Origin of the sequence: Dyadobacter sp. 676, assembly GCF_040448675.1 — a bacterium.
In the GTDB taxonomy this organism is placed as follows: domain Bacteria; phylum Bacteroidota; class Bacteroidia; order Cytophagales; family Spirosomataceae; genus Dyadobacter.
The window spans coordinates 3,018,195-3,032,910 of record NZ_CP159289.1 but is presented as its reverse complement, the minus strand read 5'-3'; the positions used below and the strand labels follow the sequence as shown (position 1 = coordinate 3,032,910).

Genomic DNA, 14,716 nt, shown 5'->3' with positions numbered 1-14,716 from the left:
GGGCCGGGAAGCTTTCGACAAAAATATCAGATATGCCTAAATATCTCTCAATCACCGTCAAATCCGCCCGACCTTTCTGCATTAACTGTTATTTTGCGAAATTTTGTAATTAAATAGGGAAACACATTATGATTTCAGTGGCCATGTGCACTTACAACGGGGCGAAGTACTTGTCCGAACAGTTGAAGAGCATTGCTGATCAGACGGTTTCGGTGGACGAATTGGTTGTTTGCGACGACAGATCGAAGGACGACACGATTGAAATCATAAAATCTTTTGCCGCCACGTGCAAATTCCCTGTGCGTATTCACGTGAACGGGCAAAACCTCGGATCGACGAAGAATTTTGAGAAATGCCTCTCTCTTTGCAAGGGCGATATCATCTTTTTGTGCGATCAGGACGACCGCTGGCGGAGAGACAAGGTACAGAAACAGCTCGCTTTCCTGAATGCCCGCCGCGACCTCGATGCGGTGTTCAGCGATGCGGAAATAGTCGGCGACGATTCGCAGCCTACCGGGCGCACAATCTGGGAAGAAATCGAATTCGGCAAGCGGCGGCAGGAAATCTGGCGCGGCGGGAAATCGCACGAGATTCTTTTTAAGGGTTTTGTCGTAACGGGCGCTACGCTGGCGATCCGGAAGTCGTGCCTGGCCCGGCTGATGCCTTTCCCGACCCACGTGCAGGATCTGATCCACGACGCCTGGATAGCCATGGTGCTAAGCCTGGAAAACAAGATCGATTTCATTCCCGAAACGCTCATTTGCTATCGCATCCATTCGAGCCAGCAGGTAGGATTTGGTAATAAAGTCGAAAAAGTGGAACTGAAAGACCGCTTCAACCGCGACCGGCGGTTGAAGCTCGTGCCTTTGCAGCAAAAAGCCAAGAAGCTGCACGATATGTACCTGCTCCTTCTTGCACTTCCATTTATTCGGCACGAAAAGCTGAGAAAATTGAACCTCTCGCAAAAACACTTTCATACCCGGGCCGCATTGCCGGAAAACCGCTTAAAAAGGATTATACCGGTGCTTAACCAGCTGGTCCGCGGGTATTACCAATTTAGTAGCGAGGATTGGTGGCTACCGGCGGCAGGTGATTTATTGGAATAACAGATTTCGTATTAAATGGCTGATAACAAGTCGCTTGTGGCTGTGGTGATACCGGTTTACCAGTCGGTAATGACGGATGCGGAACGAATGTCGCTGAAACAGTGCATGACGGTGCTGGGGAAATACCCGGTGATCGTCGTTAAACCCGCCGGGCTCGATTTGTCGGCATTGCAACAGCAATATCCGGCGCTCGCATTCCGGTCGTTCGACGACAGTTTCTTCACCGGGGTCGCCGCCTACAACAGGCTGATGGTTTCCATTGATTTTTACAAAACCTTCACAGCCTATGAGTATATTCTGGTTTATCAGCTCGATGCATTCGTTTTCCGGGATGAGCTCACTCAATGGTGCGCGAAAGGATATGACTATATCGGAGCGCCGTCGCTGCATCAACATGAGTTCGACGCCGTTCCGGCCGAATCCGCCGGGATATTCGCCAATGCGCTGTCGACCCGCCGTGTCGTACTGAACGGCGGACTTTCGCTGCGCAGGATTCCGGCATTCATACGTTACCTGAAAATTTACAACACTTTTTACCCGGCATGGAAAGGAAACGAAGATATGCTTTTCTGCCAGGAAGCCACGCGCCTCAAACCGATGAAAATGTTCATGAAATTACCCCCGTGGGAGGAAGCGCTGCGTTTCGCGTTTGAGAAGAGCCCGGCAGCTAGTTATAAACTCACAGGCCACCATTTGCCCTTCGCATGCCATGCCTGGGAGCGCTACGAGCCTGCTTTTTGGAGCAGTTTTATTCCTGTAAACCAGTGACTTTCCGGGTTTAACAATTTTTAACAAACTATCGTCCGGATTCCGGCGTTCTTGCTGATATTTGTTTTAAACCCCAATATCGTCATGAATTTGAAGTTGCTTTCAGCCAGTTTTGGAGCCATTTTGCTATCCATCCATACCAGCTTCGGGCAAATTACTGAAAATCCCAAAGTAGACGAATCGTCGGCGCCGTACGTGAAAATCAAGCGTGTCGAACTGACGGACGATTATACTATCATACACCTCCAGTTTATCGACAAAACGCCCAAACAGCCTCAGTTCCGGTCGCAGCCCAGAACGCTTCCCATGCCCGATTCGCGGATCCCGCGCGGACTTCCGCAGATCGGTGAAAGCCAAATCTGGCTCGACCCCGAAACCCGGCTTTATAAACCCGGTGAAATCGATAAAAAATTCAAATTCGTAAAGGCTGAGAATATCCCTACCACTTCAAAAATGAACGTATCTTCCGGCGACACCGTCGATTTTGTAGCGTATTTCGAGCGGCTGACACCGGGTATCGAGGAGTTTGACTTTTATGAGGGAAGAAGCCAGGGGGGGATTACAATCCTGGAATTTTTATGGGGTCCACATTAAAAACCCATCAAAGAAAGAGGCCGCGGCCAAGTCGTCGAAGCCCGCCGCGAAAGCCGTGACGCCTGCGAAAAAACCGGCCGCGAAAGCGCCCGAAAAGCCGGCTCCGGCACCCGAGGCTAAGAAAGAAGCCACAGTAGCGGTTTTGAAAGGGACCGTTTATAGCGCCAAGACCAAAGAACCGGTGCCCGCACAGATTTCCTATGTGGAAGGCGGTGATACGCTGCAGGTGAAATCGTCGTCAGGCAAATACCGGATAGGAGTGGATGCAGGGCAAAATTATAAGTTCCGCGTGCAGTCGCGCGGGTATTATGGCTCGTCGTTCAGTCTTGCGCCGGCTGATTCGAGCAGCCAGTCGTTTGACCAGGACGTTTATCTCACTCCGCTGATCGTCGGCGAAACGATTTTGCTGCCCAATATCTATTTCGAAACATCCAAATACACATTGCTTCCGGAATCCTACGAGGAATTGAACCGGCTCGTGGAGGTAATGCTCGATAACCCGACCATTAAAATCCGCGTCGAAGGCCACACGGACAATGTAGGCGATTTTGACAAAAACCTCGAACTCTCGCGTCAGCGTGCGGAAGCTGTGAAAGGATACCTCGTGGAAAAAGGCATCGCCGGCAGCCGTATAGAGGCGAAAGGTTACGGCGGCACGCGGCCGATCACAAAAGGCAGCGAAGAAGAGCGGAAGAAAAACCGCAGGGTGGAATTTGTGATTACGGAAATGTAATTCTGCGGCGGCGATGTAGGTCGACGCCAGGCGTATTGTCAGGTGTGGTCATGTATTGTCAGGTATAGTCAGATGTGGTCATGTATTGTCAGGAATGGTCGATAGTTAAGTATTGTTGCTATATGTACGACATCCGGCCACTTTTGACCATGCTTCGACAACCTTTGACTACACCTGACTACTCTTGACAACCAATGACCACACTTGACCACACGGCCATCGCCAGCCGCTTTACCGCGCCTTAATAATATTTGTAAACTCCCTCGATTTCAGAGAAGCGCCACCAACCAGGCCGCCGTCGATATCCGGTGCCGCGAACAGCTCGGGTGCGCTGGCGGCGGTTACGCTTCCACCGTAAAGGATCGAAATCTCGTCCGCTACTTCCGCGCCGTATTTTGAAGCGATGTGCGCGCGCAATGCGCCGTGCATTTCCTGCGCTTGCTCTGCGGACGCCGTCAGGCCGGTTCCGATTGCCCAGATCGGCTCATAAGCGATCACGACCGATTTCAATTGCTCTTCCGAAAGGTGGAAAAGGCTCTCGGTCAGCTGGTTCTTTACAAAACCGATATAGTCTTCGTTCTGACGCTGTTCAAGCGATTCGCCGCAGCAGAAAATAGGCGACACGCCGAAAGAAAGCGCTGTGTTCACTTTTTCGGCCAGCAACGCATTGGTTTCGTTGAAATACTGGCGACGTTCGCTGTGGCCTATCAGCACGTATTCCACGCCGATCGATTGCAACATTTGCGCCGAGATCTCCCCCGTGAACGCGCCTGACACTTTATCCGAGCAATTTTGAGCTGCCAATGCGAAGTTGGGCTCTGTCCCGATATATTTTTTAATGGTAGTGAGATAAATCGCAGGAGGGCAAAGGATGATTTTGGCATCATTACGGACCTCGTCTTTGGCCATATTTACGAGCTCGGAGGTAAGCGCAACCGCTTCATCCAGAACCTTGTTCATCTTCCAATTGCCGGCAACAATTTTTTTTCGCATGAGAAAATTTTTATTGTGGAAAAAGTCTTTTTTACGCAACAAAAGTACCATATTTTCCTCATTTGCATGATTATATAAATGCGATCAAAAAAATGTCGGAAAATTTGCACATACCGGGATTTTTTTGTGTTTTATTAATGCAAAATCGTTTAATTTTACTTGATTAACCGATTGGGCTGAATCCGATACTTAGCGTACACCGAAGGATATAAATATTAATAGTTAAGTCATTTATAATCAGAGTGTTTATAATGTTGCATGCGGAACTTGATACATAGCATTTAAAGAAAGGAGGCCACGATGAAAACGTCTAAGTGGTTTATAGCAGCGATCATACTTTTTACTCATTCCCTAACATTCGGCCATTCCAGCGACGTTCCCCCCCGTATCAGAGGAAAAGTATGGGTATTTTTTAGATAAAAATTACAAAACAGCACGCATCCCGTTCGAGCTGCATTCCAATCTGATCCTGCTCTATGCGAAGATCAACGACAATGATTCACTGCGCTTTATCCTCGACACGGGCGTCAGCTCGATTATCATCACCGACCCGAACGTTCTCAAACCCGACAAGCTGCGTTTAACCCGCAAGGTTAATCTTACCGGTGCAGGCGAGGGCACGTCCATTTCTGCGCATGTCGCGATCGACAACCGGTTTCAAATGGGGCGCCTCAAAGCGAATCACCAGAACATCGTTATTCTCGAACAGGATTTCCTGCGGCTTTCGGAGTACGTGGGCGTGCCGGTTCACGGTATTTTCGGCTACGAGATTTTTAACAACTTCGTGGTAACCATCGATTTTGCCAAAAAGGAGATCTTGCTGATGCGGCCGGACAAATACCGCTATAAAGCCAGGAAGGGCGACAAACATCCCCTGATTATCGAAGATACCAAGCCATTTACCGACGCCGTAACGCTTTTCGCCGACGGTCGTGAACATCCTATCCGTGTGCTGATCGACACCGGTGCCGGCCATGCTTTGCTGTTGAACAATACCCCGAAAGAAACCTTCCGGTTGCCCGAAAAAGTGATCCGCGCGCAGCTGGGCCGTGGCCTCAATGGCGTGATCAACGGAAACCTGGGACGTGTGGATAAAATGCGGTTGGGACGTTTTGAGCTGAACAACGTCGTAGCTTCGTTTCCCGACAGTATCGCATTCGGGTCCAAAATCAAGGCAGGCGCCGAACGCCAAGGTAATATCGGCTGCGAGTTGTTGCGCCGTTTCAAGGTCACATTCAATTACGGCGAACGATATATGGTGTTGAAACCAATCAAAAGCCGTCTGCGCGAGAAATTCGAACACGATATGAGCGGCATGGAGATACGGGCGGAGGGTGTTGACCTGCGTTCCTACATCGTCAATCATATTGTAGCGGATTCGCCCGCGGCACGGGCCGGGCTCATGGAGGGCGACCAGCTGCTTTTCATCGACGACCATTCGGCCGCGGAACTCAATGTGAGCGACATATACAAGCTCATGCAACGGGGCGATGGCAAGAATATCGATCTGCTCGTGAAACGTAAAGGCGATATTTTCTTTACGCAGATCACACTGCGCAGAATGATTTAGTACTTTTGGCCAAACCAAAATCCGGCCATTGGAACGCTTTATTATTACCGAGGACGGCTCGCACTCATTGTTCAGCGCGCAGTTCAATCAGCAATACCATTCCCTGCAAGGTGCTTTGAACGAATCGGAGCACATTTATATCAACCTTGGTTTAAGGCCGGTCCTCGAACATGGGCCGGTTTCTGTTTTTGAAATGGGTTTCGGCACAGGACTGAATGCGTTTTTAGCCTGGAAACTCGCCGATAATCTTCAAAAGCAGGTTTTCTACACTTCCGTGGAGGCTTATCCCGTTTCACTGCTGGAAGCCTCGCAACTCAACTATGAGGAAGCGACGGGGGAAAAGGGTTTTATGGAGCTGCACCATGCACCGTGGGGCACGGAAGCGGCTATCTCTCCTTTTTTTGTGCTGCGCAAAGAAAAGACCACCTTACAGCAATTCACTCAGGACCGGTTTTTTGACGTCGTTTTCTATGACGCTTTCGACCCGCAGGCCCAGCCCGAACTCTGGACAGAAGAAATTTTTACCCAAATAGCGGCCCAAACCCGACCAGGAGGCGTATTAGTAACATATTCGTCCAAAGGCATCGTTAAAAGAGCGCTCGCCGCGGCGGGGTTTGAAGTGGAGCGGCACAAAGGCCCCGGCCGGAAAGCACACGTATTGAAAGCCATCAGGCTCTGACTTATTTATATACAAACATGAATTACCAAAACATTATCAGCCAGGAACTGAAAGAAGCACAGACCGTGCTCGACAATTTCCTGAACGATCCTGAGCAGGTTGAAAAGATCGAAAAAGCGGCAGGACTGATGGCCGACGCGATTATTCATAACGGCAAAATCCTGTCGTGCGGTAACGGTGGTTCGCATTGCGACGCCATGCATTTCGCCGAAGAACTGACCGGCCGCTATCGCGACAACCGGCGCGCATTACCCGCCATCGCAATCTCCGATGTAAGCCATCTGAGCTGCGTCAGCAACGATTTTGGGTATGAATATGTGTTTTCGAGGTATATCGAGGCATTAGGCCGGCCGGGCGATGTGCTGCTGGGATTGAGTACGAGCGGAAATTCCGCCAATATCATCCGCGCCGCAGAAGCTGCGAAGGCCAGGGGGATGAAGATTATCATTATGTCGGGCAAGGACGGTGGTAAACTGGCCGGCGTGGCCGATGTCGAGATCCGCGTGCCGCATTTCGGTTACGCCGACCGCATTCAGGAAATCCACATTAAAGTCATCCACATTTTCATGCTGCTGATCGAAAAAATGGTGCTACGCGATTGACATGGTGCTGTTCAGCGACATTGTCGTGGTCAGGTGTTGTGGTGTGTGGTCAGGTGTTGTCAAGTATGGTCAAGTATAGTAAGGGATGGTCAGGTATAGTCATGGGTTGGTCATTTGTGGTCAGGTGTTGTTATTTTTCGGAGGAAGTTTGTTTATTGAGGAATAATCATTCATTTCCTGATCACAAATGACTATTCCTGACAATACTTGACTAAAAATCAACGCTACCAACCTGCACATCCGTACCACCATGAACGTCCGTCCATCCGCCATCATCCTCGACAACGACAAGATTCTCACGCTGCGTTACCGTTATGGAGAAAAGGAGGTTTTCGCATTGCCTGGCGGTAATCCCGATCCTGGCGAAACGTTGTCCGCCGCCCTGGCGCGCGAGCTGATGGAAGAGCTGGGTGTGGAAGTTACGGTTGGCGAAATGGTATCCTGTGGTGAGGTAATCTGGCAGGAAGTGCGGAAGGAAACCCTGCACATGGTATTTAACGCAAATATAACAAAAGGCACTCCCGTGCTCGACCCGGCGCATACTACGGCGCTCGAAATCGTATGGTTACCCGTTTCGGCGCTTTCCAGTACACATTTGTACCCCAATGTCGGTCCGCAGATCGCCGCATTCTGCAACGGGGCGCAGCGTTCGGGACATATCGGCTTGATCGACCAACCCTATCTGCGCTCATAATCGCATAAGTGCGAGCCAATACTTCTTCATTCGTTTCTATAAGACAGAAACATACCGTACTTTTGCGTTTTTAATAGGCAGCAGGGTAAATGGAAAACGAAAAGAAGGAGAAACTATCCAACTTCTTACTGAGACGGGCGGAGCGGGATGTATTATCAAGAGGGCGTTCCATTTATAGCAGTGGCGGCTTAAAAGTTTCCAAACTCGATTATAATGGCCCCGGTAATGCTGAATTCAAGGTCAAAAGCGACTATTCGGTTCAGTATTACCAGATTTTCATCCGCGATTTCCTCACACCGCAGATAACCACCGAATGTTCCTGTCCGGACAAAGCCGGGCTATGCAAGCACCGGGTGGCAGCTATTTTATACATTCTCGACAAAATGCCGACGATCAAACAGGTTGTCCATGATATGGCCGGCACGACGATCGAACTTCAGGAGATACGTGAGGCGCAATTACGCGTCATGGTACTCGACGAAACCTGGCAGAACCGCGAGAATGTAGGCCCGGTGGAAATTGTTTCGGCCAGGGAAGGCGAGGCGGAATGCCGGGTGACGGACAAAGGACAGGAATATATAACCACGTTCCGGCGTGTTAAGGGCACGCGGCAAATCCAGACATCCTGTACCTGTAACCAGAAACTTTGGGTGCCGCTTTGCGAGCACAAGCTCGCCGCGTTGCTGAAACTCCGAGAGGAGCTGGGCGAGAAGGCGTTCGAGGTAATGCGCGACCTGACAGCCGAGAAGAGCAACCTGCTCGCCGAATATGGTTATTCGCTGGAAGATCCTTACAAAGATAAATTCGAATTCAGGCTCGATGAAGACGGTGGGCTGCATTTGATCAAGCTCGATCCGGCGATTCAGAAGGTGGGCGCTTATCAGGATTGGCAGTCGTTGCGCGAGCGCATATTGCCTGCCCAGGAGTCGACGTTTGCCGTGACGTTGACGGACAACGGGCAGGACGACGAGGACCGTGTTTCCATCTTTGTTTTCTGGCCAAAAGGAAAAAATCACCTGCTTGACATCGGGTTCGGTGTTTTTTCGGTCAAGTTCAGTTCCAAATCCGAGAAGGTTACCAATATCCGTAACATTGCCGGCGGTTCGAGCCACTATTATAATGCGGATGAAATTCCGGTACTCAGCGAGTCGGACGCGCGCCTTGTGCGTATGGCGAAGCATTGGGAAGAGGGTTTGCAAAAATTCATCCGCAAGCAAGGTTGGGCATACAATGCCTATCTGCATTTCGACGACGTCGAAGCCGAGCAACGTTACGAGGCCCGGAATTATGTGGGCAAGCAACTTACCCGCGTTTTCAATGACCTGGACGGCGACCGCCTGTTCCTGGCCGACGGCGACTATGTGACCAGCAATCATCAGCTTACACAGCTCGAATTGCACCGCGAACCGGTAAAACTGTTTTTTGTTCTTACCGAAGACAAGGAGTTTATCACGCTGAACCCCTATGTAGAAATCAAGCCGGGAACGCCGGTGGAGTTGCAGAAAGTGGTTGCGCTCGACAGTTTCTGGCTTGGACTTTATAACGAGAAGACATTATTCCGCTGGGCGGGTATCAGCGAAGCGGAAATGGTCGCCTACCTGAGCCAGAACGGATTTAAAATACGGGTTAAAAAAGATTTTGGCGACGATTTTCTGAAAAACTGGATCATTCCGGTTTCGGAAAAGTTCGATGTGATTTTTCAGACCCGCCACGAAATACAGGCATCGTCGCTGGTATTTCAGAAGCCGAAGTTTTACCTGAAAGAAGACGAGGCGAACCTGTTAATAGTGCCTTCCTACGTCTATTTGGAAGAGGATGGAAAAACCGGGGAGCTGGAATTCCTGCACGATCAGCGCCGGACCCGGACCAGCTTCGGAGATAACCAGATCACCATGCTGGAACGGGATGTTCAGGCCGAGAATGCGGTTTGGGAATGGATGAAGGCACTGCACCCAAGCTTTGAACACCAAACCGGGCAGCCATTTTTTTACCTCCCGTTTGACCAGGTGATGAAGAACGGCTGGCTGTTCAGTTTCGTGGATGCCGCCAAAAAGAAGCATTATGAAATTTTCGGGTTCAAAGACCTGAAAAAGATGCGCTTCAATCCCAATCGCGGGGTGGTCAAAGTGCATACTTCCTCCGGTATCGATTGGTTCGATATGCGGATCGAGATCACTTTTGGGGATCAGACGGTAACATTGGCGGATGCGAAAAAAGCATTGCTCAAAAAGCAGAATTATATTCAGTTGCAGGACGGCTCGCTGGGCGTTCTGCCGGACGAATGGATCGCAAAACTGGAACCGGTCATGCAGTTTGGACGCGTTCATGACGATCAGATCCATTTGTCTAAAATCCACTTCTCGCTGATCGACGACCTGGTTTCCGAGATCGATAACGAGGAAGTTTACCGGGAGCTTTGGGAGAAAAAACAAAAGCTGCTCAATTTTAAGCAAATTCCCTCAGTACCGCTTCCGCAAAACATCCGGGCGACGCTCCGGCAATACCAGGAAGAGGGTTATAAATGGCTGCATTTTCTGGACGAGTTCCAATGGGGCGGCTGTCTGGCGGACGATATGGGTTTGGGTAAGACCCTGCAAATGCTGACGTTCCTGCAAAACCAGAAAAACCTGAACCCGGAATATACGAACCTTGTCGTAGTTCCTACAACCCTGATTTTCAACTGGCAGGCGGAAGCCGCCAAATTCACACCCGATCTCAAACTATACGTGCACAGGGGTATGGCGCGACGGAAAGACATTGAATTTTTCCGTGAATACGACATCATCCTGACAACCTACGGCACCATGCGCAGCGACGTAGAGCTATTGCGCGGGTTTGATTTCAATTACATCATCCTCGACGAGGCGCAGGCGATCAAGAATCCGGATTCGCTTACATCCAAGGCATCGCGCCTGCTCCGCGCGCGCAACCGCCTCACGATGACCGGCACGCCGGTGGAGAACAATACATTTGACCTCTATTCGCAATTCGAGTTCCTGAATCCCGGAATGCTCGGCCACGCCGACTTCTTCCGAACCGAATACGCGACACCGATCGATAAATACCAGGATAAGGAAAAGGCCGCGGAACTGCGTAAGCTGGTTTACCCGTTTATGCTGAAACGCACGAAGGAGGAGGTAGCGACCGATTTGCCCGACAAAACCGAGACCATCCTGTTCTGCGAAATGGGTAACAAGCAGCGGAAGGTTTACGATACATTCCGCGAGCGTTACCGCCAGGAAATCGCCGAAAAGCTCGCTACCGAAGGGCTTAATAAGAGCAGTTTCCTTATTCTTGAAGCATTGCTGAAACTGCGCCAGATATGCGACTCGCCTTCTATTTTGGCGGGAGATGAAGATTTCGGCAGCGAATCGGCCAAGCTGGAAGAGATCACCCGTGAAATCGAGGAAAACGCATCTAATCACAAGATATTGATATTCAGTCAGTTTCTGGGAATGCTGGACCTGATCCGCAAGCATCTGGAGAAAATGAATATCCCTTACGAATACCTCGATGGCCAGACCGTCGACCGCGCCGGCCGTGTAAACCGATTCCAGAACGATGATACCTGCCGGGTGTTCCTGATGAGTCTCAAGGCTGGTGGTGTCGGGCTCAACCTCACGGAGGCGGACTACGTTTACCTCGTCGATCCGTGGTGGAACCCTGCCGTGGAACGCCAGGCGATCGACCGGACGCACCGCATCGGGCAGACGCGCAAGGTATTTGCCTATAAAATGATTTGCAAGGATACGATCGAAGAGAAAATTCTGCTTTTGCAGCAACGGAAGCAGGATTTGGCGGAAGACCTCGTAGGAGGGGAGTCAGGCTTTATCAAGAAATTGAGCCAGGAGGATATTATGGGACTTTTCAGTTAAACCACCGATGTCGGCTAAATTACTGAATCCGTTCGTTGGTTCAGTAATTTAGCATTTTACTGTTGGCCGAAATGTGCAACAACCGTTGATTGGCCAGCCGGGCGGTTGGTTCCGCTTTCAAGGTAGTGTCCGCCGATGCGAATTCGAATGATTGAGAGTCGGTTAATAGCTGGTCGGCATATTGTGATCCGGAGCTCTTGCCCTGCGCCGTGCCGACTGGTGAAGCATTGTACATTTTTTCTACACTTTCATGCTGAGCCGTTCCGTATCTCGCCTCTTTTTGCATTACACAAAGCAGCAGTAAAACTGAGGCGATTATAAGAGTAATTCCATTTTTCATGTCAAGAGATGTCTTTTGTTTAGGGTTCCAAATCAGACAACACCTCCACAAAGAGCAAAATCCGCGCCAAAAGGTTGGAAACCGCGCAAAATGGCGATAAAAAAACCTGCGTCCGTATTGGGCGCAGGTTTTTTTTGATATTTTCAATAGCTTACTGGATTATTGCGGTAAATTCGATCTCTACCAGGTAGTCGGCGGAAACCAGTTTGCTGATCTCGTAAATCCCGGTAGTGGGCTTGATGTCCCGGAAATACGCACCATGTGCGCGCGCGATCTCGTCGAAATAGGTAATATTGGTCGTGAAGATGCGTGTGCGGACCACATCGGCGAGGCTTGCGCCGGCTTCCTGCAACACTTTTTCAATGCGTTCGATAATGTTGTTGGTCTGCGCATAGGCGTCATCCGCCTTCACCTTTTCTCCGTCCACGATAGCCACCGTTCCGGCGACCTCGATGATATTCCCGATCCGGACAGCCCGGCAATACCCCATTTTGTCTTCCCATGGAGAGCCTGAGAGTATATTTTGTCTTGACATTATTGTTGGTTAAGAATTAAAAAAGTAAATATAACGAGCTGCGGCTACTTTTACCTCTCACTCTCCCAAATCGCCAGGGCCAGTCTGATTTGCCCGTAATCGTACTGTTCATTCAATAGCTCGAACAGGGGTTTCAGCGGATCATTTTTTCCTGTCCGGATTTCCTGCGCGGCGGCGATAATGGTTTTGTATGCTGCGGGCTCTATAAGCGATTTCAGATTGATGGCGTGCCCGTCTTCTTTCAGTTTTACCAGATGTGAAATGATCGTCACCGGGTTCAGGTTTCGTTTTTCGGCAATTACTTTCACTGAATAGCCTTCTTTATAGAGATCGAGGGTTTCGACAAAGGTCATGCCTTTCATTACCCGCGTGCCGGGGGCATTGTTTTCCCTTGCAAAATCGAGGATTTCGTTGATAAATGCTTCGCCATACCGCCTGAATTTTTCGGCTCCAACACCCGAAACAGCCTTCATTTGCCCCTCCGACACCGGTTTTTTCTGTGCCATTTCCGAAAGCGTCGCGTCGCTGAATACGACATATGGCGGCACGCCCAGCGCGTCGGCCAGCTGTTTGCGAAGCTGGCGGAGGCGCTCGAAAAGTGCGTCGCGGATGATTTCCTGCCTGGGCTTTTCCTTTGGTACAAGCTCTTCTTCCCTGGCTTTCCGTTCGCTGAGAGGAATGAATTTGACAAGTTCGATCTGTTTTTCGCCTTTCAGGACTTGCCAGCTTACAGGGTTCAGTTTGAACGAATGTGCCTCGTCGTAAGCAATGTCCATAACGCCGGAGTTCAGCATTTGTCCCAGGTATTCAGCCCATTCGTCGCTCCGCAGTTCGTGCCCCACACCGAATGTGGGCAGGCGTTCATAGCCATGTTGCAGGACGCTCCGGTTACGACTGCCGCGGAGGATGTCGATCAGCATGCCCATTGCTACCTTCTGCTCCGTACGCGCGATGCCCGACAGTGCTTTTTGGGCGATGACCGTGGCATCGAAGCGCGTGCGCGGGTTCCGGCAGACATCGCAATTGCCGCAATCGTGATCGATGGGCTCGTTGAAATAGCTCAAAAGAATACGGCGACGGCAGATATCGGCTTCCGCATATTGTTTCATACGGTTCAATTTGGCATGCAGCAACTCCTTCTGTTCCGCCGACTGGTCCGAGTTGTTGATCATATCCTGTCTTGTAATAATGTCCAGGTAGCTGTAAAACAGCACTGTATCCGCACTGGCACCGTCGCGGCCGGCCCGCCCTATTTCCTGGTAAAAGCTCTCCACATTCGAGGGCAGATTGTAGTGGATTACCCAACGGACGTTGGATTTGTCGATGCCCATTCCGAACGCAATGGTCGCTACAATCACCTGAATGTCATCCCTTAAAAAATTTTCCTGCACTTGCGAGCGCTTGTCGGCCGGCATGCCTGCGTGGTAGTACGCTACGCGGAACCCCGCTTTCTGCAAGCTGGCGGCTACGGTTTCAGTGCCTTTGCGGCTGAGGCAATAAATAATGCCAGGCTGGCCTTCATGCCGGTTGATGAAGCGCTGGATTTGTTCGATGCGCTTTCGCCCGGGCAGCACATTCAGGCTCAGGTTGGGTCTGTCGAAGCTGGAAATAAAAACCTCGGCATGCTCGATATTGAGTTGCTTCAAAATATCGCGGCGCGTTACGCGGTCGGCGGTGGCGGTGAGGGCTACGATCGGGACGTCGGGAAAGCGTAGTTTGAGTGTATTCAGGCTGCGGTATTCCGGCCGGAAATCGTGGCCCCATGAAGAAATGCAATGCGACTCGTCGATCGCGAACAGCCGAACGTTCCATTCACGCAGCATATCGAAAGTATTTCCCGCAAAAAGCCTTTCCGGTGCAATGTAAAGCAGTTTCAATTCGCCAAGTTTGGCCTGCCACATGATCCGGTCCTGCTCGGCGCCCGATAGCGTCGAGTTCAGAAAGGCAGCTGTGATACCGTTTCCGCGCAATGCCTCGACCTGGTCTTTCATCAGGGCGATCAGTGGCGATATCACAACGGTTAACCCCTCGCGAAGCACCGCGGGGATCTGAAAACAGACCGATTTTCCGCCGCCGGTGGGCATCAGCACCAGGCAATCGCGGTTGGCCATGATCGTGTCGATGATTTCGGATTGCCGGGGGCGAAAGGAATCGTATCCGAAATATTTCTTTAATGCTTCAAGTTTGCTGGTGGACATGGTGTACTGGTTAATGTTCTTTACTTCAA

13 protein-coding genes are annotated in these 14,716 nt (G+C 50.6%); 9 read left to right on the top strand and 4 right to left on the bottom strand.

Annotated features, from left to right (window positions below; translation table 11 throughout):
* Nucleotides 1-128 precede the first annotated feature (128 nt).
* The 4 genes from ABV298_RS13620 to ABV298_RS13605 all read left to right on the top strand — a co-directional run bounded on the left by ABV298_RS13620 (nucleotide 129) and on the right by ABV298_RS13605 (nucleotide 3,201).
* Nucleotides 129-1,106 (top strand): glycosyltransferase family 2 protein, encoded by a 978-nt coding sequence (locus tag ABV298_RS13620; RefSeq protein WP_353722628.1) that lies wholly within the window; start codon nucleotides 129-131, stop codon nucleotides 1,104-1,106.
* 15 nt (nucleotides 1,107-1,121) lie between these two features.
* On the top strand, nucleotides 1,122-1,874 hold the full coding sequence (locus ABV298_RS13615) for a DUF5672 family protein (RefSeq protein ID WP_353722627.1): 753 nt from the start codon (nucleotides 1,122-1,124) through the stop codon (nucleotides 1,872-1,874).
* 84 nt (nucleotides 1,875-1,958) lie between these two features.
* Nucleotides 1,959-2,468 (top strand): hypothetical protein, encoded by a 510-nt coding sequence (locus ABV298_RS13610; RefSeq protein WP_353722626.1) that lies wholly within the window; start codon nucleotides 1,959-1,961, stop codon nucleotides 2,466-2,468.
* On the top strand, nucleotides 2,410-3,201 hold the full coding sequence (locus ABV298_RS13605; protein WP_353722625.1) for an OmpA family protein: 792 nt from the start codon (nucleotides 2,410-2,412) through the stop codon (nucleotides 3,199-3,201). The genes ABV298_RS13610 and ABV298_RS13605 overlap by 59 nt, the downstream gene beginning before the upstream one ends.
* A gap of 231 nt (nucleotides 3,202-3,432) precedes the next feature.
* Here ABV298_RS13605 and tpiA read toward each other — a convergent pair whose 3' ends face one another.
* On the bottom strand, nucleotides 3,433-4,194 hold the full coding sequence (gene tpiA / locus ABV298_RS13600; protein WP_353722624.1) for a triose-phosphate isomerase: 762 nt from the start codon (nucleotides 4,192-4,194) through the stop codon (nucleotides 3,433-3,435).
* A gap of 364 nt (nucleotides 4,195-4,558) precedes the next feature.
* Between tpiA and ABV298_RS13595 the strand changes: the two genes are divergently transcribed.
* The 5 genes from ABV298_RS13595 to ABV298_RS13575 all read left to right on the top strand — a co-directional run bounded on the left by ABV298_RS13595 (nucleotide 4,559) and on the right by ABV298_RS13575 (nucleotide 11,614).
* Nucleotides 4,559-5,764, top strand: coding sequence for an aspartyl protease family protein (locus ABV298_RS13595; protein WP_353723183.1), 1,206 nt, complete (start codon nucleotides 4,559-4,561; stop codon nucleotides 5,762-5,764).
* 28 nt (nucleotides 5,765-5,792) lie between these two features.
* On the top strand, nucleotides 5,793-6,443 hold the full coding sequence (mnmD, locus tag ABV298_RS13590; protein WP_353722623.1) for a tRNA (5-methylaminomethyl-2-thiouridine)(34)-methyltransferase MnmD: 651 nt from the start codon (nucleotides 5,793-5,795) through the stop codon (nucleotides 6,441-6,443).
* A gap of 17 nt (nucleotides 6,444-6,460) precedes the next feature.
* The gene (gene lpcA / locus ABV298_RS13585) at nucleotides 6,461-7,045 is read left to right on the top strand and encodes a D-sedoheptulose 7-phosphate isomerase (RefSeq protein WP_353722622.1); all 585 of its coding nucleotides are present in this window, start codon (nucleotides 6,461-6,463) and stop codon (nucleotides 7,043-7,045) included.
* Nucleotides 7,046-7,295: 250 nt separating this feature from the next.
* Nucleotides 7,296-7,739, top strand: coding sequence for an NUDIX domain-containing protein (locus tag ABV298_RS13580; RefSeq protein WP_353722621.1), 444 nt, complete (start codon nucleotides 7,296-7,298; stop codon nucleotides 7,737-7,739).
* A gap of 89 nt (nucleotides 7,740-7,828) precedes the next feature.
* Nucleotides 7,829-11,614 (top strand): SNF2-related protein, encoded by a 3,786-nt coding sequence (locus ABV298_RS13575; RefSeq protein WP_353722620.1) that lies wholly within the window; start codon nucleotides 7,829-7,831, stop codon nucleotides 11,612-11,614.
* Between the two features lie 40 nt (nucleotides 11,615-11,654).
* Here the strand turns inward: ABV298_RS13575 and ABV298_RS13570 are convergent, their stop codons facing one another.
* The 3 genes from ABV298_RS13570 to recQ all read right to left on the bottom strand — a co-directional run bounded on the left by ABV298_RS13570 (nucleotide 11,655) and on the right by recQ (nucleotide 14,687).
* Nucleotides 11,655-11,954, bottom strand: a complete 300-nt coding sequence (locus ABV298_RS13570) for a hypothetical protein (RefSeq protein WP_353722619.1) — start codon at nucleotides 11,952-11,954, stop codon at nucleotides 11,655-11,657.
* 151 nt (nucleotides 11,955-12,105) lie between these two features.
* Complete coding sequence (locus tag ABV298_RS13565; RefSeq protein WP_353722618.1) at nucleotides 12,106-12,489, bottom strand: RidA family protein; 384 nt, start codon at nucleotides 12,487-12,489, stop codon at nucleotides 12,106-12,108.
* Between the two features lie 50 nt (nucleotides 12,490-12,539).
* Nucleotides 12,540-14,687, bottom strand: a complete 2,148-nt coding sequence (recQ, locus tag ABV298_RS13560; protein WP_353722617.1) for a DNA helicase RecQ — start codon at nucleotides 14,685-14,687, stop codon at nucleotides 12,540-12,542.
* Nucleotides 14,688-14,716 lie beyond the last annotated feature (29 nt).